The organism is Geminocystis sp. GBBB08, from assembly GCF_016743215.1.
In the GTDB taxonomy this organism is placed as follows: Bacteria; Cyanobacteriota; Cyanobacteriia; order Cyanobacteriales; family Cyanobacteriaceae; genus Geminocystis.
In genome coordinates this window covers 1-24,184 of sequence record NZ_VRZC01000005.1, presented here as the reverse complement: position 1 = coordinate 24,184, position 24,184 = coordinate 1, and the positions used below count along the sequence as shown (strand labels likewise).

18 protein-coding genes and 1 riboswitch are annotated in these 24,184 nt (G+C 33.6%); of the genes, 12 read left to right on the top strand and 6 right to left on the bottom strand.

Annotated features, from left to right (window positions below):
• Positions 1-84 precede the first annotated feature (84 nt).
• Complete coding sequence (locus FWJ34_RS01505) at positions 85-1,134, top strand: hemolysin family protein (protein WP_308253548.1); 1,050 nt, start codon at positions 85-87, stop codon at positions 1,132-1,134.
• A gap of 59 nt (positions 1,135-1,193) precedes the next feature.
• Here FWJ34_RS01505 and FWJ34_RS01500 read toward each other — a convergent pair whose 3' ends face one another.
• A complete protein-coding gene (locus tag FWJ34_RS01500; protein ID WP_308253547.1) occupies positions 1,194-2,012 on the bottom strand; it encodes a methyltransferase domain-containing protein in 819 nt (272 codons plus the stop codon).
• A gap of 134 nt (positions 2,013-2,146) precedes the next feature.
• Positions 2,147-3,493, bottom strand: a complete 1,347-nt coding sequence (locus FWJ34_RS01495) for a cobyrinate a,c-diamide synthase (protein ID WP_308253545.1) — start codon at positions 3,491-3,493, stop codon at positions 2,147-2,149.
• Positions 3,494-4,055: 562 nt separating this feature from the next.
• Between FWJ34_RS01495 and grpE the strand changes: the two genes are divergently transcribed.
• The 9 genes from grpE to thrC all read left to right on the top strand — a co-directional run bounded on the left by grpE (position 4,056) and on the right by thrC (position 16,227).
• Positions 4,056-5,270: a nucleotide exchange factor GrpE gene (gene grpE / locus FWJ34_RS01490; protein WP_308253543.1), complete on the top strand. Its 1,215-nt coding sequence runs from the start codon at positions 4,056-4,058 to the stop codon at positions 5,268-5,270.
• 42 nt (positions 5,271-5,312) lie between these two features.
• A complete protein-coding gene (locus tag FWJ34_RS01485; RefSeq protein WP_308253542.1) occupies positions 5,313-8,297 on the top strand; it encodes an Hsp70 family protein in 2,985 nt (994 codons plus the stop codon).
• A 367-nt stretch (positions 8,298-8,664) separates the two neighbouring features.
• The gene (locus FWJ34_RS01480) at positions 8,665-9,309 is read left to right on the top strand and encodes an ATP-binding cassette domain-containing protein (RefSeq protein WP_308253541.1); all 645 of its coding nucleotides are present in this window, start codon (positions 8,665-8,667) and stop codon (positions 9,307-9,309) included.
• Positions 9,310-9,369: 60 nt separating this feature from the next.
• Complete coding sequence (locus FWJ34_RS01475; RefSeq protein ID WP_308253540.1) at positions 9,370-10,161, top strand: ABC transporter permease; 792 nt, start codon at positions 9,370-9,372, stop codon at positions 10,159-10,161.
• Between the two features lie 214 nt (positions 10,162-10,375).
• Positions 10,376-11,785, top strand: coding sequence for a diaminopimelate decarboxylase (gene lysA / locus FWJ34_RS01470; RefSeq protein ID WP_308253539.1), 1,410 nt, complete (start codon positions 10,376-10,378; stop codon positions 11,783-11,785).
• A gap of 199 nt (positions 11,786-11,984) precedes the next feature.
• Positions 11,985-12,926: a diadenylate cyclase CdaA gene (gene cdaA, locus FWJ34_RS01465; protein ID WP_308253538.1), complete on the top strand. Its 942-nt coding sequence runs from the start codon at positions 11,985-11,987 to the stop codon at positions 12,924-12,926.
• Between the two features lie 114 nt (positions 12,927-13,040).
• Positions 13,041-14,012, top strand: a complete 972-nt coding sequence (locus FWJ34_RS01460; RefSeq protein WP_308253537.1) for a GTP-binding protein — start codon at positions 13,041-13,043, stop codon at positions 14,010-14,012.
• Positions 14,000-15,046, top strand: a complete 1,047-nt coding sequence (locus tag FWJ34_RS01455; RefSeq protein WP_308253536.1) for an eIF2A-related protein — start codon at positions 14,000-14,002, stop codon at positions 15,044-15,046. The genes FWJ34_RS01460 and FWJ34_RS01455 overlap by 13 nt, the downstream gene beginning before the upstream one ends.
• 74 nt (positions 15,047-15,120) lie before the next feature.
• Positions 15,121-16,227: a threonine synthase gene (gene thrC / locus FWJ34_RS01450; RefSeq protein WP_308253535.1), complete on the top strand. Its 1,107-nt coding sequence runs from the start codon at positions 15,121-15,123 to the stop codon at positions 16,225-16,227.
• Between the two features lie 224 nt (positions 16,228-16,451).
• On the opposite strand, the gene FWJ34_RS01445 is transcribed toward thrC, so the two are convergent.
• Together FWJ34_RS01445 and FWJ34_RS01440 are read right to left on the bottom strand one after the other, a co-directional pair.
• Positions 16,452-17,633 carry an aldo/keto reductase gene (locus FWJ34_RS01445; RefSeq protein WP_308253534.1) on the bottom strand — a complete coding sequence of 394 codons (1,182 nt, stop codon included), beginning with the start codon at positions 17,631-17,633 and terminating at the stop codon, positions 16,452-16,454.
• Between the two features lie 152 nt (positions 17,634-17,785).
• Positions 17,786-19,774 (bottom strand): flavin-dependent dehydrogenase, encoded by a 1,989-nt coding sequence (locus FWJ34_RS01440; protein WP_308253532.1) that lies wholly within the window; start codon positions 19,772-19,774, stop codon positions 17,786-17,788.
• A gap of 171 nt (positions 19,775-19,945) precedes the next feature.
• Here FWJ34_RS01440 and FWJ34_RS01435 point away from each other — a divergent pair, with 171 nt between their 5' ends.
• Complete coding sequence (locus FWJ34_RS01435) at positions 19,946-20,644, top strand: lysophospholipid acyltransferase family protein (RefSeq protein ID WP_308253531.1); 699 nt, start codon at positions 19,946-19,948, stop codon at positions 20,642-20,644.
• Between the two features lie 192 nt (positions 20,645-20,836).
• On the opposite strand, the gene FWJ34_RS01430 is transcribed toward FWJ34_RS01435, so the two are convergent.
• Both FWJ34_RS01430 and thiC read right to left on the bottom strand, forming a co-directional pair.
• A complete protein-coding gene (locus FWJ34_RS01430; RefSeq protein WP_308253529.1) occupies positions 20,837-21,691 on the bottom strand; it encodes a shikimate dehydrogenase in 855 nt (284 codons plus the stop codon).
• Positions 21,692-22,287: 596 nt separating this feature from the next.
• On the bottom strand, positions 22,288-23,658 hold the full coding sequence (gene thiC / locus FWJ34_RS01425; protein WP_308253527.1) for a phosphomethylpyrimidine synthase: 1,371 nt from the start codon (positions 23,656-23,658) through the stop codon (positions 22,288-22,290).
• A gap of 5 nt (positions 23,659-23,663) precedes the next feature.
• A riboswitch (TPP riboswitch) is annotated at positions 23,664-23,759 on the bottom strand.
• On the opposite strand from thiC, the gene FWJ34_RS01420 reads away from it, so the two are divergent.
• Positions 23,754-23,990, top strand: coding sequence for a hypothetical protein (locus FWJ34_RS01420; RefSeq protein ID WP_308253526.1), 237 nt, complete (start codon positions 23,754-23,756; stop codon positions 23,988-23,990). It overlaps the preceding riboswitch by 6 nt.
• Positions 23,991-24,184: the final 194 nt, after the last annotated feature.

The window sequence follows — 24,184 nt, the reverse complement described above, 5'->3', positions numbered from 1 at the left end:
ACCTTTATTACGGAATAGGGATTACGGATTACCCATAACTTCTCTTTCTCCTCCTCTTAAGCATCTGCGAACTTCTAAACCATTATGTTAACTCTTTTTTTCATTATTGTTATAGTTTTATGCGGTTCAGCTTTTTGCTCATTTGCGGAAACAGTAATATTGACGGTTTCAGACATAAAAGTTAAACAATGGGCGCAATCTAAAAAATCTAGTGCTTTAGCTTTACTCAAAATCAAGAAAAAAATGAATCGCCCTATCGCTACGGTGGTTATTTTAAATAATATTTTTAATATAGTTGGTAGTATTCTTATTGGTAGTTTAGCAACAGAAGTTTTAGGTCATGCTTGGTTAGGCATTTTTTCAGGTATATTAACATTTTTAATTATTATTTTTGGCGAAATATTTCCGAAAACTATTGGACAAAGATATGCTGATAATTTTGCTTTATTTTTAGCTTTACCCGTACAGTTTTTAACACTTATTTTAACTCCTTTAGTATGGATAATGGAAAAAGTAACTGAACCAGTAACTCAAGGAAAAGTTATGCCAACTACTAACGAAATGGAGATTAAATTATTAACAACTATTGGTAGTCATGAGGGAGTAATTGAAGCCGATGAAGCTGAAATGATCACCCGTGTTTTTCACTTAAATGATCTTTCTGCCGCCGACTTAATGACTCCTCGAATTATAATTACTTATCTGAAAGGAGATGCCATTTTAAAAGACTGTCAAGATTTTATTATTAAGTCCGAACATAGTCGTATTTTAGTTGTTCAAGATTCTATTGATGACGTTATTGGTATCGGTTTTAAAAATGAATTATTAACAGCAATTATTCAGGGAAGACAAGATGAAAAAATAGCGAATTTAGTTGCTACTGCTAATTTTGTTCCTGAAACTATTAAAGCTGATCATTTATTAAAACACTTTCAAGAAATTCGTCAACATTTAATGGTAGTAATTGATGAGTATGGGGGAGTTTCTGGTGTTGTTACCCTTGAAGATGTCTTAGAAGTTTTAACGGGAGATATTGTTGATGAAACTGATAAAATTATTAGTTTAAGAGAAATTGCCAAGAAAAAAAGAGAGCGACTTTTAATCTCTAAAGGCATAGAAGAAAATAATAATTAATCTGAGTAGGGTGGGCAATGCCCACATTATTATATCCTTTAAATAAAATTAACAGTAGATTATTGAAAAATTAAAATCTGATAGTTAATTAAGTTAAATTGGCTAAAAATTTCTAAACCTTTAGCAGTTATCCAATCATTAAAATTATCAACAATAAGTTTATTAATTACTCGATAAGTTGGTTGTACATTTTTATTTATATCGATCACTTTTTCTAGTTTAAATCCTGTTTGATTAGCAACTTTTTCATATTCTTTTATTCCAATAAATTTAACTAGATTTGTAGCTTTTGAACCGTAAGTATCAGTAATTAAACGGCTAAGAATTTTAATTTCAAACCAAGACCAAAATTGACTAATCTGGGGATTAATAATAAAATCAACTATAATTAATCTACCTGATGATTTGAGGTTTTTTCTTACTTGTTGAAAGAAAATTTTTCGACTAGGAAATGCAAAAATACATTCTAAAGCGATCGCATAATCAAATGATTCTCTAAAATCAGGTAAATCACAAGCATCAGCGTTAATAAATTGAATGTTATTATTATTTTGTGGTTTAATAACTTCTCTTGCTCTTTCTACTTGGGCATTATCGATATTAACACCCGACAAATTTAAGTTACTAAAACTTTCATTAAGTAAACTTATTGTCCCACCAAAACCACAACCAGCATCAAGAATAGTTACCCCGTCTGTGATTTGTGCGGTTTGAATTACTAATTGAGAAAGATTATTGGCTGCTATAGCAAAATCTGTTAAAGTACCAATAGCGGTAGAAGGAATTTCCCAATAACCCCAGTGAATATGTTTTCCGAAAGCTTGTTCTAATTCCTGATCTTTAGCAAATTTATCAATTAACGTATCAAAATAACCCATAATTTTATAGTACAGAATTAACAATAGATTTTTCAACTATAGGATAAATATAGCAATCCTATGGGAGTTGTGAGATTTTTAGAGGTTTTAGCAGCTATCAGCTTTCAGTGGTCAGCTTTAAGGTATAGTAAGATTTACAGATTTATTTTTATTAATAGACTAGCAAAATGAAGGTGTAAATAAGAAGCATAAATATTATTAATTTGCCATCCCTGATAAGATAAAATTTCTTGTGTATAATAGTCTCGAACTTCTAGTATTGAAGGATTTGGGATATTGGTATTTTTTGCTCGATGAACTTCATGTCCTTTTAATATTATTGTCTCTTTCAAGAGTTTATTCTTAATTAAAATTTTTGCTTCTCGATAGCCTAGAGTTAATTTTTTATCCATAATAGCAGTATTAGGTAAAACTCCTACCATTTCCCATGATTTACCTTCAAAGTCGATGATTTTTTCTGATAAGTACATCATGCCTCCACATTCAGCATAGGTAAAAACTCCTGAATTTATCGCTTTTTTTAATGATTCTCTCATTGTTTTATTTTTGGTTAATTCTGAGGCAAAAACTTCAGGAAATCCTCCTCCTAAATATATCCCTTGAATGTTGTCAGGAATTTTTACATCATCAATAGGACTAAAAAATACTAATTCTATTCCTAATTTTTCTAAAATATCTAAGTTATCTTGATAATAAAAATTAAAGGCTTTATCTTTAGCGATCGCACAACGTAAATTAATTTTATTGTTGATGATAAAATGATCAAGATTATCTAAAAATTTATTATTAGTTTTAGTCTGGTTTTTTTGAAGATAAGGAGTTAATAAATTCCACTGAAAACTATGATCAGCCATCAGAGCTAAATCTTTAAAAATCTCTTGATAAGTAGAAATTTCTTCCGTAGGAATTAACCCTAAATGTCGGGAAGGTAATTCAATATTTTTCTCTCTAAACCAGACACCAACAACAGGAGTTGAACATATTTTTAACCCTTCTTTTAATAAAAATAAATGTTTTTCACTACCAACTTTATTTAAAACAATTCCTACTATTTTAACTTCTGGATCAAGATTAACATATCCATAAACGATCGCCCCAATAGAAGTACTTAATTTACTACAATCAATAATTAAAATAACAGGAATTTGCAATAATTTAGCGATATGAGCGGTACTGCCATAAGCAAAATAACTACTATTTGGTACACCATCATATAAACCCATAACCCCTTCAATAATACTAATATCAGCTTTTTGACTGTGATAGGAAAAACAAGATTTAACGTAGTCTTCGGAGGTTAAAATCGGATCAAGATTACGACAGGGTAAACCAGTAATTGCACTATGAAACATAGGATCAATATAATCAGGACCAACTTTAAAAGATTGAACAGATTTTCCTTTACTTTTCAACCATGACAACAAAGCTAAAGTGATCGTCGTTTTACCGACTCCGCTTCTTTCTCCGGCAATAATTAACATTGGCACTTATTAATAATAGACTTCTGCACCAAGTCGGGCAATGGGCAATGGGCAATGGTTATTAAAATTGATGATTTCTCACCTTAAATAGATTTTAATTTTTATTTTGCACTCGTGTCTAATAAAATTTTTATGACTCAAAGCAGATTGAAAGTGACAACTTTGGGTTTCTGAGGCTTCCTAATTTTGATTTTCTTCAAACAATTTAATTTTGAACAAATTATGAGCTAGTTTTGCGATCGCATTATCTGCTCATAGAATATAGTTTGTCAATATTATATAAAGAATTTTGTCTATTTACTTAAAAAACTTGCATAAAAAATAAAATCGCACCTGATATATGAATAAGGAGTAAAAAAATAATAATTACTTAAATAATTTTGAAATAAAAATATTACTTAATCTTCTGTGCCTTCCCTTTTCCCTCCTTATCTTTGAAGGTTTTTTGCCTTTTTAAAATGAGGCAACGCCTAATTAGGATAATCCTATTTTGGATAATGTGTTAAACTACTTAAATAATTTAGACATTATTACCTTTTAACTTAATTTTAAATCATTAATTATGATGCACAATTCATCACGGGAAAATAACAAACCTTCTAAAGCTTTTGAAAGACCAAAATCTCATAAATCAAAGCCTATTGTAAATAAGAACAAAATATCTTTATTAGATGATAAGTTAGTTGATTCATCTTGGAAAAATTTTATTTTATTTATCAATAATAATTACTCTAAATTTATTCCTCATAATTATGATAAAAGACAAGAACAAAAAGAAAATACTTCAATCCAAGAGCAGTGCATATTACTTTTAATTACTGATCATTACACAAACTGGAAACAGTTAATATATAAATTAAATTTATCAGAACCAGAAGTACAAAAAATAGCGAATAATCTTTGTCGTTATTTGTCTCGAAATTATACAGAAGAACCAGCATTATTTTTAGAAAATTGGCAGAAAAGAATGACAGATTTTGTTCATTTATTTGAACTTGCTCTTTCTCAAAATAAACAACCTGATCTAGTTAAATTAGAACAATTAGTAGATATTATTGACTATTTTAATAGATCTGGAGAACGAACTTTTTGGTTTTTATCCCAATTACCAAAATATTTAGATAATAATATCGAAATATTCTTTAATTCTTCTTCTGCTTATCAAGAAATACTGAAATTTGGAGCGAGTGAATTTTTAGGTAAATTTGGCTATGAATTACAAAAAGAATTTCATTTAACTCGTACTGCCATAAAAGATAGAGCCGCTCAAAATTTAGTGCAAGAATTAGGAGAAACTGAAAGTAATTTAAAAAGTGAAATTGAACGTCTTGAATTAAAAAATGAAGAGTTAAAAAATCAAATTGAAGCGATTAAAACCGAATCATTTACTAATGCTGTTTTCCAGTTAGCACAATCTTTACAAGGTGAACAACAACCCGTATTAGATCAACTTTTTCATCTTTATAAACGTCTTGATATTTTACTAGAAAATAATGAAAATTTATCACCTCAAGAAACTTTAACTTGTTTTATTAATCTTGAGGCTTTATTTAAAGCTTTTAAAAGTATTAATATTACTCTATTTCCTGACAATATTAATCAAATTTTTGAAGTTACGGGGCAAGATTTAGATGAACATAAATATAACTATATTTCGGGTTCTCAATTTACCAATAAAGAAGAGAAAAAAACTGTTAAATGTATTGCTCCGGGATGGTGTGTTAATTCTGCCATCGTAACTCCGGCAAAAGTTGAAGAAGTAAAAGAATTTAATTAAATGTTTCAAATTCATTAAGACTCAAAAAAAGGAGATAGTTTTATGACTAATAGAATTGCTATTTTACTAGATTTAGATAACATTAAACCTAAGTTAGATACTATTGAAAAAATTTGTGCTTCCTATGGGCAAATTGTTTATCGTCGTGGTTTTTCTAATACTCCTTCCGTTTTAACTGCTTATGGTAGTGGTTTTCGTAAATTTGATTATCGTTTTGAGTTAACTCCTGGATTAAATCCTGTAAAGCAAGAGGTTGATAAATTAATTTTTCAAACAGCAAATGAGTTAATTAATAATAGTAAATTAAACATTAATTTAATAGTAATTGTTAGTAATGATAATGGTTATGCTACTTTATTTGAACAATTTAAATCTAAAAAAATTAAAACCTTAGTTATTGGTAATCAAATCGGTAATAAATCAAGGGAATCTGCTACTTATGTGGAAATTCTCAAAGAAGTAATGCAACCTACTTATGTAGGTATTGATTTAGGCACAACAAATACTGTTATGTCTCTAGCTAATTTTAATACCTTTAGAAAGGAATGGAATGCGTCTGTGTTAGATGTGTCAATTAAAGACGAAAATGGTAGTTTAGTCAAAAAGCCGATTATTCCTTCTTCCGTGAGGTTTAATTCTCTTGAAAATGCAGAAGTGGGGGGGCATATTAAAAGTAATGCTTATGCTTTTCGTGATCAGACTATTTTAGCATGGAAGCATAATATGGGTGATTCTAATAATGGTAAACCTTTTCAGTATCCGTTAACTTCAGGAGAAATTTTACCAGAAAAAGCGGCTTCTATAGTTTTAGGTTTTTGTCGTCAACAATTACTAGATAAATATGGTGATGTACAAGGAGTAGTCATTACTCATCCTGCTTCTTATGAATCTGATGCCATTGAAGCTACGAGAAAAGCGGCAGTTTTGGCAGGTTGGCAAGAAGAAAATGTAGTTTTATTGTCTGAACCTCAAGGAGCGTTATATGATTTTCTTTATTCCATGCAACGAGGTGATATTCCTCCGGCTTTTGATGCTAATTCTCCCTCAAATATCATGGTTTATGATTTAGGCGGTGGTACGTTAGATGTTACTCTTCATCAAGTAGTGTGGGATTCTCAAAATAATAATTTTGTAATTAATGATATTGCCATCGGTTCTCGTACCCGTATTGGTGGTGATAAAGTTGATCAATTAATCGCTAATTATATTGTGGAAAACGGTTTAAATAAAGCTGATTTATCTGTAGCTGATCGAGATAAATTAAGTTATGAATTATTAATTTATGCCGAAAAATTTAAAAGATTATGGGGGGCTGAATATACTTCTTCAGGTGATAAAGAAAACTTTAAACAGGCTTTTCAAGGTAGTTTTCTTGATAGTTTTTTACCTATTAGACATTATATAAGTGCAGAAAAAATGCGTCTTATTTTAGATAAGTTATTATGTCGAGATCTTAATTTAGAAATGTTAGCGGACATGAATCCGTCCAAAGCATTTGATCAAACTCCTTTTGTTGATCGATTTGATACTTTTGTTGTGCCTATTTTAGATGTTTTATTAAAAGCTAAGGCAACTTTAGGCAAAATACCTGAAGTAGATGCTATTTTACTTAATGGTGGGATGACTTATTTTCCCCCTATTAAAGAAAGATTACAAAAACTTTTTGGTAATATTCCCATTCTTGACGGTAATCCTGATTTAGCCGTAGCTAAAGGTGCTAGTTTATTCGCTGCGGGAGCGTTAAAATCTGTAGAAAGAGTTAATCCTACTAATATTTATCTGGAAACTATCAAAAATGGCGAAACTAAGTTAGATTTATTAATAGCTCAAGGTCAAAAATATCCTTACAAAACTGTCCGAGATGGTTTTAAACTGCCAAATGATCGAGAAGGTTATGTGCAGTTTAATATTTGGGTGGGAATGGGTACTCAACCGAATATTAACACAACTCTTCAGAGATCTCGTCAAGTGATGCTCAAAAATCTTTTTGCCTCGAATCTTAAATCAGGAGATCTTTTAGATCTCGAAATTGAATATACTTTTGATGAGAGACTCTTATTAACTTGGGTTTCTCAACGCAATAAACAAGTAAGATTTAAAGTAGAGGTTGCTTCTGAGAGCAATCAAATCAATACAAATACGAAAAAAAGCACCACTGCAAAAAATACTTCTGTCGCTAATTCGATAGATCCAACAAGTTTAATTCCTCATATTTCTCGTAGTCGCAATGGAAAACCAGCAGATCCCAAAATTGTGGTTAAATTTAAAGATTGGGAAGATGTTGTTTTTCAATTAGACAAAAATTTTGCTAATGCTAGATTACATGAGCGTCGTCGAAATTTAGTTAAACAAACGGCGATCGCCTCTAATCGTAGTCAAATAATTGATGATTTAATTCGCTGGTTAGAAATAGATAGCTTTTTTAGCACTTCCCATAACCAAATCAAAACTTATATTGCCGTATTATCTTTAGGAGAAATTTTCGCTTCTCTTAATCCTAATGAATCCATGAATATCAAAAGTTCAGAAATAAAATTTGAACAATGGGTACAAATGAAGATAAATCAGGACTTATCAAAAATAGATAATCGACAATATGATGCCATCGTCAATTTACCGGGTAAACTATTATGGAATGGTTTTGACTTAAAATTAATTGAAGCCTTCAAAGCTTTTCAAAATGAACCTCGAGCATTAGTATTTCTCAATTCTCTTGGTAAATGTGGACAATGTAACTCTAATAATCTTACTTTTTTGCGTGGAGTCATTAAAACAAGTCGTCATCTATCACAAAAAGAAAAAGCAGCGTGGGCATTAGGACGTTTAATTAGTGCTGGACAACCAGAAGAGTATAGAATTGATTTTAAACAAGTAACCAGTATTACCAGTTTTGTCTTAGAGCAACTTTATCGTACAACGAAAGAACCGCAAGTCGCCCTAACAATTCTCGGTTGTGTATTTCAATGTTTAGGATGGCACGTTTTAGGTAATGAATTTAGTCCTCCTATTTATAAACAAATCGAGTAACTTCCTCAAGCGGATTTACCTGTTTATAACAATTTTCATTCTTATCCTCAAATCGAATCTCATTTTCATGCAAGATTAGAATTATTGCCAAAAATGTTAAATATTGCCACAGTATCAGAGGAAGAATCTAACGAATTAAAACAATTATTTATCGAGTTAATTAGAGAATAATCATAACTTGAGCTATCATCAACACTTATTGCTTAGATTTTGTCTTGCACCTCTATGATAAATTGTTGGTTAGGGCTGCAGAAAAGGGAAAAGTTTTTATAATTGAGATAAACTGCACTTTAATTGATTTTAAATATTTTTTTTCTAAATTTAATCATTAATCTGTCAATATAAATTAAATATAACAAAAATAGTCATGCTCCAAAGTATCAAAGTCGGGCGTAAAATTGATTCTCTCTGGTTATGGCGAAATCTCTCTTTTTCTTTAGTTGAGGGAACACGTTTAGGATTAATTGGAGCTAGTGGAACGGGGAAAAGCCTTCTCTTACGGGCGATCGCCGGACTTGATCCCTTACAGGAAGGAGATATTAAATATCAAGATCGTTCTTTGTCGTCTTGGAATTTACCGATGTATCGTTCTCAAGTTATCTATTTACATCAGCAACCAGTTATGTTTGAGGGAACGGTAGAAGCTAATTTAAAAGCAGTTTATCAATTATCAGTCCATCGTCACCACCATTACGATGGCCATAAAATTATCAGTTTACTTGATCTATTTAATCGTCCTTGGGAATTTTTGCAAAAACAAGCCACCAGTTTATCAGGAGGAGAAAGTCAAATAACAGCATTAATAAGAGGGTTACAACTAGAACCGATGGTTTTATTATTAGATGAATGTACTGCATCCTTAGACCCCACAACAAAATCACAAGTAGAATCGGCGATCGCTACATGGTTAGAGCAAGATTCCCGAAGAGCCTGTATTTGGACAAGTCATGATTCTCAACAAATTCAAAGAGTAACTAATGAGCAACTTTTACTTTCCAAATATACCGGCTAAAAGCATAATTGAGAAAATCAGGGATAAATCCCTTACTACAAACTATTATCTATTACCCATATGTCAGATAATTACCTTTCGTTAAGTTACGGACAACTGGCTATTTCTTGTTTATTAATTTTAATCAATGTTATCTTATCTCTAAGGTTACGATTGGGATTAGAACGCTCATTAATCATAGCATCAGTGCGAATGGTACTACAGTTATTATTAATTGGCTATGTGCTTGAATGGTTATTTGCTCTTTCCGATCCTTTTTCCGTATTGGCGATCGCCTTATTAATGGCAGGAATAGCGGGAATATCTGCAGTTAATCGCACTTCTCGTAGATTTTCAGGTATTTATTGGCAAAGTTTACTATCAGTATCGGTGTCAGCATTTATCGTTACCAATTTATCTGTAGCAGGAATTATTCAAGTAAAACCTTGGTTTAACCCTCAATATTTAATTCCCATGTTAGGGATGATATTGGGCAATACTCTCACAGGAATCTCTTTAGGTTTAGAGCGGTTTATGGAAGGATTAGTCATTAATCGTAACGCTATAGAAACTTTACTTGCATTAGGTGCAACACGGTGGGAAGCTACCCATAGAGAAATTCAAATAGCAGTAAAAACAGGCATGATACCCACAATTAACTCCATGATGGTTATGGGTTTAGTCAGTTTACCCGGCATGATGACAGGTCAAATTTTAGCAGGTGCTAGTCCCATTGATGCGGTACGTTATCAAATTGTTATTGTATTTGCCATCGCTTCAGCAAGTGCTTTAGGAACTATAAGTGTAGTTTTATTCGCTTGGTGGACACTTTTAAGTCCGAATCATCAACTTAGATCTGATCGTTTACAATAGACTTGTTGCACAAGTTAGGCAACGGGGCAACGGGGCAACGGGGCATCGGGGCAATGGGCAAGGATGCACTGGTAAAATCTTCATTGTGGTTGTTACGAGCAATGACTAGCATTTGTTAGTTATCTCCTCAAAAGAATCCTCGTGGAAGACAGCCCGATGGAGTGTCAACTCCGTTACAATAGAAAGTTAAATCTTATTTTAATTATTATTTGTAATGTTATTAACGGAAAAATCCACAGCAGAAAAATTTATCGTATCTTCAAACTCTCATTCTTCCCCTAATCAAGGATTATTACCCATAACTGCCACTATCAATGACAAAAATCATCTTGTTATCGGTGGTTGTGATGTCACTGAATTAGTCACTAAATTTGGCTCACCTTTGTATATACTTGATGAACAAACTTTGCGCACTTCTGCAAGTCAATATCGTGATGCTTTTCAGGAATTTTATGCCGGAGAATCTCAAGTTATTTACGCATCTAAAGCATGGAGTTGTATGGCGATCGCCAGTATTTTAGCCAGTGAAGGCATCGGTTTTGACGTAGTGTCAGGAGGAGAGCTTTACACCACAACAAAAGCCTTAGAAATTAGCGGTTTTACTACCGAAGAAATTAGCAATAAAATCTATCTTCACGGTAATAATAAATCTGTCAGTGAATTAGAATTAGCGATCGATAGCAAATGTAAAATAATAGTTGATAATTGGTTAGAATTGGAAACTTTAGCCCGATTAACCGCCGAAAAACAAAAATCTGTCAATATTTTAATTCGTTTAACCCCCGGCATTGAATGTCATACCCATGACTATATTCGCACAGGAAGCATTGACAGTAAATTCGGTTTTGACGCTAATCAACTAGAAGCAGTTTTCACCTTCGTCAAAGAAAAACAATTTTTGAACCGTAATGGCTTACACGCTCATATCGGCTCACAAATTTTTGAATTACAACCTCATAACGATTTAGCCGGTGTGTTAGCAGATTGGTTTAAAAAAGCTATTGATTATGGTTTACCCCTCACAGAATTAAATGTTGGTGGCGGTTTAGGCATTCGTTACACCGAATCTGATGATCCTCCAAGTATTACAGATTGGGTTAAAACCGTAGCTCAAGCCGTAACTAAAGCCTGTGAAGAAAGAAATTTGGCCTTACCTAAATTAATTGCTGAACCAGGGCGATCAATGGTTGCAACTGCCTGTATTACTGCTTATACTGTTGGAGGTAGAAAAGTAATTCCTCATGTCAGAACTTATATTTCCGTAGATGGTGGAATGGCTGATAATCCTCGCCCTATAACTTATCAATCTCTTTATCAGGTAGTAATTGCCAATAAAATGTGTAGTGAAAACACCGAAATAGTAACTATTGCGGGTAAACATTGTGAATCTGGGGATATTTTGATTAAAAATATTGAAATTCCTGATACTCAACCCGGAGATACTTTAGTGGTTTTAGCCACAGGTGCATATAACTATAGTATGGCATCCAATTATAATCGTATCGGAAGACCAGCGGCTATTTTAGTTAATGAAGGAGAAGCTAATTTAATTATTCGTCGTGAAACTTACGATGATTTGGTGAAACAAGACTTATTACCTAGTCGATTAGTAATTAGTAATTAGTGATTAATGATTAGTGATTAGTGATTAGTGATTAGTGATTAGTGATTTGTCATTTGTCATTTGTCAATTGTTATTAGTTTTGAAACATAGATTTTGTCGTATCATTCTAAATTCTAAATTCTAAATTCTAAATTCTAAATTCCTCATTCCTCTGTGATATTATGTTTAAAGAACATTAGTAATAGTGAGTTGAAAATTGATGTTTTCGTCGGGTTTTCCTGACAATATATATGTAATGTTGCGACAAATTCTTGATTTAGGATTAGTTTTTTTCTCTTTTTACTTTCTTACTATACTAATTAAAGAGCGTCGTGCTCAATGGATGATTAGAGGATTATTAATTTTAATTATGATCCTTTTCATTAGCGATCGAGTATTCAATTTAACTTTATTTAGCTTTTTTTTAGAAAGATTAATCTTAATCTGTTCTCTTTCAATGGCGGTAGTTTTTCAGTCTGATTTTAGGCGTTTTTTAGAGCAACTAGGTAAAGGACAAATTAACCTCTTTTTTGAGTCTAATTATTCTTTGCCTAAAGAAAATAGTGTCATTGATGAAATAGTTGATGCCGTTAAAGAATTGTCTCAAAATCGTACGGGTGCTTTAATGATTATTGAGACTTTTAACACTATAGAAGAGAGAATTTTTCTTAATCCAGGAGTAAAACTTAACGCTGAAATTAGCAGAGAATTATTACAAACAATTTTTCAAACAAAAACTTTACTTCATGATGGTGCAGTGTTTATTCGAGGCTCAGAAATCGTCTCCGCTGGGGTTATTTTACCATTGTCTGATCGGAATGCTTCAAGACAGTTAGGCACTCGTCACCGTGCGGCTATGGGCGTTACCGAAATAGTTGAAAATTGTATTTGTATAGTAGTTTCTGAAGAAACAGGTTCTATTTCTTTAGGAGAAAAAGGTCTTTTAAATCGTCCTTTAACCAGTACAAAATTAAAGGAATTATTAGAAGAAAAACTTTTAACACCCAAAGAAGGAGAGGTAGTAACAGGGGTTACTCGTTTAAGCAAAAAATTAGGTTTTAAAGGTTTAAATCTGTTAATGAGTTTCCTCAAACTAGATGACGGAAAATCTCGAAATCAAAATTATATACCAAAATCATCTTCTCGAAAGAAAAGAAATTAAACTTAGGAGTTTAAACCCATTGATTATATTTGACTACTCTAGCAATCCTAAAATCGAATAAAAATTTTGTTAAACTTGTGAAAATTATCATCATCTGAGCAAAAGAGGTTATTAATGTCAACGGAAACCGATAAAAATTTAGTACCTGTTACAGTTTTAACTGGTTATTTAGGTGCAGGAAAAACTACATTACTCAATCATATTCTCACCTATGAACATGGGAAAAAAGTTGCTGTTATTGTTAATGAATTTGGAGAGGTTGGTATTGATAATCAATTAGTGATTTCGGCAGATGAGGAAATTTTTGAGATGAATAACGGCTGTATTTGTTGCACCGTCAGGGGTGATTTAATGCGTATCATCGGTAATTTACTTAAAAGAAGAGATAAATTTGATCACCTCGTTATTGAAACTACGGGATTAGCTGATCCTGCTCCAGTAGTACAAACTTTCTTTGTCGATGAAGATTTAAAGTCACAGTTACTCTTAGATGCTGTGGTGACAGTTGTGGATACTAAACATATTCATCAACATTGGGAGGCCGAAGAAGCCCAAGAGCAAATTGCCTTTGCCGACATTATTTTACTTAATAAAACAGATTTAGTTACTGTTGATAAGTTAGAAGATTTAGAAACTCGGATTCGGGATATAAATGCCATCGCTAAAATTTATAGCACCAAAAATGCTAATCTTAGTATGGATCATCTCTTAGGTATTAGAGCCTTTGATCTTCAACAAGCCTTAGAAATTGATCCTTATTTTCTCTCCGAAGATGCTCACGAACATGATGAATCAGTTTATTCTGTAGCGATCGTGCAATCTGGTAAAGTTGATTTAGACAAGTTACACTGTTGGATGACAGAATTATTAAAAACTCAAGGTACTGATATTTTCCGCATGAAAGGTATTTTAAATGCGGATGAGATGGATAATAGAGTGGTTTTTCAAGGGGTGCATATGTTGTTTGATGTTACAGTCGATCGCCTTTGGAAACCAGAAGAAACTCGTAAAAATGAATTAGTATTTATTGGACGTAATTTAGATGAAAAGCAGTTAAAAGAGGATTTTCAAGGGTGTCTAGTCTAAATAATCCTAACTTAAAATTACAGTGGCAGGGACAACTAGATGAATATATTACCGCTTTGTGTTGGTCTCAAGATGGTACATTAGCCATAAGTTCAGCCGGGGGAGAAGTAACATTATTTTCAAAACAACTGCAACAGATTTTGAAATCTAACCGGAAAAAAAATTCCATCCTTTGTTTAGACTTTTCTGCTGATGATCAATTTTTAGCCGCTGGAGGTGAAGATGGTGAACTGAAAATTTGGCAATTTCCCCAAAGACAATCATTTAATATTCTCTATGATAACTCAAAATGGATAGAGAATTTAGCATGGCATCCTCAAGAAAATTACCTCGCCTTCACTCAAGGGCGTAATGTACTAATTTGGGATGCCGTTTCTCAAAAAATTATCGCTACTTTACCTTTTAAAAATTCCTTTGTCTTAGATTTAGCTTGGAATCCTAACGGTGAACTTTTGGCGATCGCTGGTAACGGGGGAGTAAAAATTTGGGATTGTCATAATTGGCAGGATGATCCCTTTTATCTTGAAATGAATGCCGCTGCCCTTAAAATTAGTTGGTCGAGCGATGGTGAATATTTAGCTGTAAGTTCTCTAGATAAAATAGTGTTAGTGTGGGGAGGAGGAAATTTAGTCCCCTGGCGACTTTTAGGATTTAGTAGCAAAATTCGTAACCTCAGTTGGTCTCCAATTTCATCAGGAGAACCCCCTATTTTAGCCACCTCTTGTATGGGAGATATTATTTTATGGAAAAGAACAAAAAATGAAGATCGAGCTTGGAATGCCTCTGTGTTAAAACACAATAATAGCATAATTCACGGTTTGCAATTTCACCCTCAAAATTTTCTTTTAGCTAGTGGTAATGAAGAAGGTAGTTTATTGTTATGGAAAAATAATCAAAATTTAGCTCAAAATTTTCCAAAAATATCTGAGAGTTTTTCTTGTTTAAAATGGGATTTATCAGGACAAAAATTAGCCCTAGGAAGTAAAAATGGTAAGATAATGATTTTTCAACTAGAAGATCAAAATTTAACTTAAAGTTAAAAATAAAAGTGTAAAGGTGCAAATATTATGTCATAATTAAAACCATTGTCTATTTAGATCTAACGCCCGTGGTAGCGACGAAAATTCATCAACCCCATACGAATCATCATTTAAGAACAGGCTGGAAAGGTTTAATTGAAGAATATAAATCTTACTTACCAGTGACTTCTGAAACACCTATTATCACATTGAGAGAAGGAAATACCCCTTTAATTCCCGTTCCCGTTATCTCAAACATGATCGGTCGTAACGTAAAAGTATTTGTCAAGTATGATGGCTTAAATCCTACAGGATCATTTAAAGATCGAGGCATGACAATGGCAATATCAAAAGCAAAAGAAGCTGGAGCAAAAGCTGTAATCTGTGCAAGTACAGGAAACACTTCTGCTGCGGCCGCCGCCTACGCCACAAGGGCAGGAATGAAAGCATTTGTGATTATACCCGATGGTTATGTAGCTTTAGGAAAATTAGCTCAAGCCTTAATTTATGGAGCAGAAGTATTGGCAATTGAAGGTAATTTTGATCATGCTTTAACCATTGTACGAGAAATAGCAGATAATTACCCCGTCACCCTGGTCAATTCCGTTAACCCTTATCGTTTAGAAGGGCAAAAAACAGCAGCATTTGAGGTAGTAGATACCTTGGGATATGCCCCTGATTGGTTAGCTATTCCAGTAGGTAATGCTGGGAATATAACAGCTTATTGGATGGGTTTTTGTCAGTATCACAGTGAAAATAGATGCGATATATTACCTCGAATGATGGGATTTCAAGCCTCTGGCTCTGCTCCTTTCGTGGAAGGACATCAAATCTTAAAACCTGAAACTATAGCTACTGCCATTAGAATTGGTAATCCGGCTAATTGGCAAAAGGCTTTAGATGTTAAAGAAGCATCTCAAGGAGAGTTTAATGCTGTTACTGACAGTGAAATTTTAGAAGCCTACCGTATTTTAGGCAGAGATGAAGGTGTTTTTTGTGAACCTGCAAGTGCGGCATCGGTAGCAGGAATTTTGAAATTAAAAGACCAAATCCCTGATAATGCTACTATCGTATCTGTTTTAACTGGTAATGGCTTAAAAGATCCTGATAATGCCATGAAAACTAGCGAACTTGGTATTCGATCAGGTATTAAACCAGATTTACAAGAAGTAGCTCGAATTATGGGATTTGAGTAATTAGAGGTTTTAACAAGCTAATTAACTAAAAAGTGTGCAGTTTTAGGGATTTTTGATCAAAAACTTAGTATTTTTAACCTTATTTTTTAACCACAGTTTATGTTTGATGTGTATATAAAAAACCTCAAAACCTTGATTTTTCATTATTTAACCTAATACCTGAAACCCGATACCTGATACCTACCCTCGATACTCATACTTTTTGAGCAACTCCTAATTAAAATTTAGCTTTGAGATAAACGCTTAACTTCTTCTCCTCCTAAAATTTTCTCCGCTTCCGCTAAAAACTGTGGTATTTTATCTTTATATTTACTATTAGTTAAACATTGAGTTAAATCAAATTCTTTTAATTTATCCGCTTTTTGTCCCGGAAACCAATGCCCTCCATTACCTAACAAATTGTAACGCATTTTGCCGTATTCCACTAAATCATAGGCTAAGGCTAAATTTCGTAACCATAAAATCATCGGAATATTAATATTGCCTGGTGTTTCTTCATGATTAGGTAAGCCAAGATGCCATGTGCTTAACCATTCTTCTCCTAACACTTCTTTGGCATGATTTTCTAACCTTTCGATAATTGGTGGTAACAATTCTTTTGCTTGAGGAAGTAAAGATAAAGTGGTTAAATGTTCATCAAAATCTGAAGGTTTTTCTGCACCGATACTTAAAGTATGCACTTGGGGATGAGATAAGCAAAATAAATTATTAAAAACTATGGGGGAAAGAGGTTGAGTCAGATTTCTTAACTTAAGTGGTGATTGATACAGCATTCCTCCTTTATTTGACGGACTAATAATAAATACTCCCATATCATGAAGATTTGCTTCTAATATTGCTTCCCAATTATTTTGATATATCCAATACCAATGTAAATTAACATAATCAAATTCATTGGTTTTAATGGTTTTGATAATTAAATCCGTTGGTGCATGGGTAGAAAAACCGATAAATTTTACTTTACCCTCTTGCTGTAACTTTCGGGCTTCCTCTAAACAACCATTCGATCGCATCGTATAATCTAATAATTGAGGAGTGTTAATGCCGTGAAAACCCAGTAAATCTACATAATCAAGGTTTAAATACCGAAGAGATTGATCAAAATTGGCTCTGAATACCTTACTATCTTCTTCAAGAGAAATTTTTGTTTGAATAATCAGTTTTTCTCTCGGTAATTTTGGCAAAATTTGTCCTAGTTGTATCTCGGAAGAGCCATAAAATCTAGCGGTTTCTATATGATTGATGCCAATTTCTAGGCTTTTTTTGATAGTTTTCTCTAAATTTCGTTGATTATCTTCAGGAATCTCACTCATAGGCAAATCTTGCCATTTATATTGATAACGCATTCCCCCGCAAGAAAATACGGGCATTAATAATTCTGTTCTACCAAATCGACGATATTCCATAATTACAAATCTTTTATATCAAGTGCGGATAATTACTTATAATTAGATACGGGCAAAATGCCCATTTTACATATTTTCTTTTATTATTATTTCAACGAACCTGATATTAGTTCTAGTCAACAGACTTAAATTATTCTAATTCTGAGTATAGTTTATTTTTGGTGTAAATTTGATCCAAATACTAATAATTTAAACCATAATCGAGGGTTAGACTTCGGTAGCCATGAATTTTGTTTTTCTAACCATTCTTTAAACCAACGGCTAAATAAGAGATTTTTCACAGCATCAAGGGTAAAAGCATTATATGCACCTAACCACCGAAATATATCTTTACTTCCTGCCATTTGCCAAATCCACCATAATAGAGGGGGATTTTTTCGTGCTGCTTTTAAGGCTAAACGGTTAAATGTTAGCCAATCTGTACGATCTTTTATAAATATTTCTGCTGTATTCGGTTCATCAGCAAGTAAGCCAAAGAAAGTGTTTAAAGTAGAGTTAATACGAGCAGGAGGTAGAATTTTATAGGTAGAAACCATCATTCCCTTAGAAAATAGCCAAGTAACTGCAATATTGCTTTGATATGCCTGAATTTGATTTAAAGATTCTCCGTCTAATAAGTTTAATTTGAGGGCATAATCTAATAAATTGGTTAATTTGCCTAAATTTCGCACTAATGAGCCAAAACCTGTAAAAATCAATGGTGATTGTAAGGAAGCTGCATCCCCTATCGTTAATACTCTATCCGTAGCAATTTGGCGATCGCCTTGATTAACAGTAAACTTGCCTGGAATATAACCAAAAGTAGGTTTTTTCCATGTTAATTGATCCATGTCACAACGACGATATTCGGGTAAAATAGTGAAAAAGTCCTCATACATTTCTAATAATGAACCCGGATTATCAGGATGAACTTGATGATAATGGAATAGGTATATTGTCACCTCGTTACCTTCTGCTGGAAATAACTCCCAGATTAACTGTCTTCCTCTGGATATATCCCCGTGAGAAAATAAAACATCACCATATTGTCTATCCCACACCTCCTCTGAAAAACCTTCTACAATCGCCCCTACAGTAGGACAAACACTATCAAAAGCCTGATTACCTGAAATTTGCCATGCAATAGGAGAAGCCGTACCCATAGCGTCTATAAGCAGTCTGGCAGTGGCTTCTTTTTCTTCTTTAGTGTTTAAGTTAGTAGTGTTAATAGTCACTAAATCTTTGCCTATGGTTGCTCGGTTAAACTCTGTTTCTTCCCAAATTTCAGCTCCATATTTGCGTAATTTTTCACCGCATAATGTTAATAATTTAGAAGTATCGATCGCAATATTTAAAACTTGAGGAGTATGTAAAATATTTGCCTTTAAATTAGAAGGATTATTACCATCAAAAAATTTACTAAAACCATCCTTATATTCAGCAGCAATTATAGATTCAAATTCTTTTTTGGTAAATAAACCTAAATCAATTAAAACCTGAAATTCTGGGCGAGAAATATTCCATTCACGGTTCATCCTGCCAAATTTTAAACGTTCAATTAGTAAAACACTATAGCCTAATTTTGCCATTAAAGCGGCATGAATCGCTCCTAATGCACCACCAACATAAACTATATCATAATCTGCTTTTCCTGTAGTTTGATCTTGAAAAAGAACTTGTTTGAGAGGAGTTTTTATGGTATTTTCACCTTTACTTTTAACACTATCTCGCCACTTTTTTTCCCACCAATAAGCTCTAGTTAAATCATATTCACCTTGAGGCATTTTTTGAAAAAATTTAACGGTATTAGGATAATAAGATTCTAAAGCGGTGAAAATGGATTGATGAGTTAAATCTATGTCAGGTAAAGAAGGATAATGAAGTGGAAATTGTTGATTAATAGCAGTTTCTAATTCTCGTTTAATTTTATGCTCATTAATGACTTGTTTTTCACCCCAACGGAACATTTTTAAGTAAGTAGTGCGTTGTAAAGTCCAAGTAAAAATTGATAATTCATGATTATCAGCTAACTCCAAGCGAATACCGTCACGAGTATTAACTTTTTTGCCTTGAGAGGGTTGCCATGTATTGTGTAACCAATCACAAATTAATTGAGGATTAGGGTTAGGAATTTCTAAATATAAGATTTCGGTTAATTTCATCTATATAAGTATTTGATTAAAATATCAGTATTAATTACTACTTATTATCTAACAAAATGATGACCCCTAAAGATTGGCACATAAAAAACTGTCACAAAGGAATGAAAATCTGATTCGGAATCGTTTTAAGCTAGAGAGATAAAAGTATCGGATAATTTATCCCCAAAAATCATGACTAACACATCAGACATTCAACCGAATCTCAGTCATCATGAAACAACTATTACTTCTCATATTTCTCCTTGGTTAATCAAAATAGCTTATGTTTTAGCCACTAAATTGATTTTTCCTTTTTTCTTCAAGAAAATTATCATCACGGGGAAAGAAAATGTACCGAAAAATGGAGCCGTAATTATTGCACCTACCCATCGCTCTCGTTGGGATGCGTTAATAGTTCCTTATGCGACAGGTCAATTAGTCAGTGCTAGAAATCCTCATTTTATGGTATCTGCCAACGAAATGAAGGGGCTTCAAGGGTGGATTGTGAAAAGATTGGGAGGATTTCCCGTTAACACCGATAAACCTGGTTTAGATAGTTTACGTCATAGTTTTGATTTATTATGTCAAGAAAAAATGGTGGTTATTTTTCCCGAAGGAAACATTTGTCGGACAGACGAAGTTCAACCTTTAAAAAGAGGCATTGCCAAAATTGCCTTAGATGTAGCGGAAGAAAAACCAGAAATAGACATAAAGATTTTACCTATAAGTATTAAGTATAGTGAACCGGTGCCAAGTCGTGGCTGTAGTGTGACAGTTAATATTGGGGAATGTTTAATCGTCAAAGATTATAAAGGAAAATCCAGTCGAAAAGATAGTATTGCTTTAACTGCTAGTTTGACTACATCTCTGAAAAATATTTGTATTTCATAATAGTTTTTTAAACAATACCATAATCAGATAATTCATTCAGTAAGCAAAATTAATCGATGCCCTTTACTTTTCTCAAATCCATAATAACAATGGGTTTAAACTCATTGCCTATATACAATTAATTTTACCTCAGTACTTAAGATAGTTTTTCTGACTCTATCATTAAAATGAAAATCTATGGAATATGTCACTTTAACTGAATAACAAAGCCTTACTCATAATCTCAATGGAAGGTTTTTTCCCCGTCCAAATTTCAAAAGCCTTAGCACCTTGTTGCACTAACATTTCACTACCATCAATAATAATTCCTCCCTGTTTTTGAACTTCCTGTAAAAATAAAGTAGGGCGAGGAGTATAGATTAAATCATAGGCGATCACGTTTGGTTTGACAAGGCTATTTTGTTCTTTTGTCAAGGGTGAAATGTCAATATTTGGATACATTCCGAGGGGCGTAGTATTAACAATTAAATCACTATGGGGAATTAAATCACCAATTTGATGCCAACCATAAACTGAAATTCGGCAATTAAGACAACTATACAGAAAACTATCCTTAAAGGCATTTAATTTCTGGAAATTTCTCCCTACTACTCTAATTTCCTCACAGCCTAATTGCTCTAAACCTACAATGACGGCACGACTAGCACCACCGGCACCGATTACAAGAGGTAATATATTATGCCAATCTCGATTTAATTCTTTGAGAGGAGCGATAAAACCATCTATATCGGTATTTGTACCCTGCCAACCATTTTTAGTTAACCATACAGTATTAACCGCACCTATTTTTTTAGCATATTTTGAGACATTTGTCAAGAAAGGGATGATATTTTCTTTGTGAGGAATAGTAACATTAAAACCTACTAAATTTATTGCCTGAAACCCTTTTAAAACTGTTTCTAAGTCTTCTTTTTTGACAAGAAAAGGAATATATACATAATCCAATTTTAAGGCTTCGATGGCGGCATTTTGTATTAATGGTGACTTAGAGTGTTCGATGGGATCACCAATAATACCTAATAATTTAGTTGTACCTTTAATTTGCATCGTTGAGATAAACTGCCGGAATTTTAAAAATCAATAGCCTAATTTTATCTTGAATTGAGATATATTTATTTGTGTCAAAAGCAATCTTATTTAATTTGTGGCATTTCCGATAAAAATTGAGAAACGAGAAATAAGAAATGACTTGAGTTTGAGAGTTAAGCTAAAACGCATTTAACTTACATTTTTTCCTAACTCCTAACAACGGGTTTAAAACCCTTTGCCTGAGCAAAAGTTTACCTCTTCCCGTGAGAGAGTCGAGCTAAAAGTCACCCTTTAAGCCTCTCCTTCAAAACCGTGCATCTACCCTTGGAGAGTTACCAGATTCGGCTTCTAGCTAGAACAAAAGGGGATAGCTTCCCACCATGATGATGTTACTTCAGAGCAGGTAGAAGAGAGAGTCAATTGGCAGTACAATGGAAGGAATTTAACCTTCAAAAGACATCAGTTATTCAGATTTATGGGTTCTGAACGGGTGGATTTCATTATGATAATGATTAGCACCCAACGAATCGCACTCTTCCCTCTTCCCTACCTCCCTCTCAATTTTCCCACCTCTGAAGGAGTTTTTATGACAATCACTACCTTAACTGACAAAGTTATTTTGCTACAGGTTCTCTTGCTAAGAATTTTTCTAACTCTGTAAGTGCATCTGCATCTACTTTCGTTTGCATCGGACAGAATTTAGGTCCACACATAGAACAAAACTCTGCTTCTTTGTAAATATCCGCAGGTAATGTCTCATCATGGTATTCTCTAGCTCGATCAGGATCTAATGATAACTCAAATTGGCGATTCCAGTCAAAGTTATAACGAGCGTGGGATAATTCATCATCTCTGTCTCGAGCACCCGGCCGATGACGGGCAATATCCGCCGCATGGGCCGCAATTTTGTAAGCAATTAAGCCATTGCGCACATCTTCAGCGTTAGGTAATCCTAAATGCTCTTTTGGTGTAACATAACATAGCATCGCTGTACCGTACCAACCAGCCATAGCAGCACCGATCGCACTGGTAATATGATCATAACCCGGAGCAATATCTGTTACCAGAGGGCCTAATACATAGAAAGGTGCTTCAGAACACTCCTCCATTTGTTTTTTAACGTTAAACTCAATTTGATCCATCGGTACATGACCTGGTCCTTCTACCATCACTTGTACGTCATGTTCCCATGCACGGCGAGTTAATTGTCCTAAAGTTTTCAACTCTGCTAACTGGGCTTTATCCGAAGCATCATGGGTACAACCAGGGCGTAAAGAATCCCCTAAACTGAAAGAAACATCATATTTTTTAAAAATTTCGATAATTTCATCAAAATGGGTATAAAGAGGATTTTGTTTATGATGATGTAACATCCAACGGGCAATAATTCCACCGGCACGAGAGACAATTCCAGTAATTCGATCACGCACTAGGGGCAAATGTTGAATTAAAATTCCTGCATGAATAGTCATGTAATCAACACCCTGTTGAGCGTGTTTTTCGATGATGTGTAAAAAGTCATCAGGGGTAAGTTTTTCGATGTTACCGTGAACACTTTCTAAGGCTTGGTAAATTGGTACAGTACCGATGGGAATAGGAGAAGCCTTAATAATTGCTGTGCGGATTTCGTCTAAGTTACCACCACCTGTGGATAAATCCATTAAGGTATCAGCCCCATATTTGACAGCTAAATGTAGTTTAGCAACTTCTTCGTCAATATTAGAACTATTGGGAGATGCACCAATATTCGCATTTACTTTGCACTTTGACGCAATACCAATGGCCATAGGTTCAAGGTTAGGATGATTGATATTAGCAGGAATAATCATTCTTCCCCTTGCCACTTCTTCTCGAATTAAATCAACTGGGAGATTCTCTCTTTTTGCTACATAGTGCATTTCTTCGGTGATGACACCTTGACGAGCATAGTGCATTTGAGATACATTAGCCTGTCCATGACGTTTAGCAATCCATTCTGTACGCATATTTTATCCTCAATAAACAGCTTTCCTACGCTGGTATTACCCAGTCTCAGGTTCTAAGGGTTTTTCTCAGCCTAATTTTTTAGACACCCCTAGCTATGAGGTTTATTCTATCATGTTCTGATCTTGATAAAGTAATTGATCAAGGTAATTTGGGTTTTCGGGCGATCGCCCTAGTTACAGCAATAGATCACATTACAATTATCAACTGGGTCAAACAATCAGGGGAATTGCTATCAGATGAGCTACCCGACAATCAAGAAATACTTAAAGTTACGGAGATTGATGAACTACAAACCTTGATCGATGACAAAAAATATAAAGTATGGTTTTAGACGGTAGTTACTCATTAGAAACCAGAAATATTATTATGGGTAATTGGCGATCGCTGAAATTTAAAAATTTATCTTGAAATGTGAGTGAAAGACCCTCGTTGAATTTCACAACAAAAAAATACCCACAGAAATCAACGAGGGATGTAAACGAACCAACAAATAAAATCGAGCGTCAGCGAGTCCTTAACTTTCAA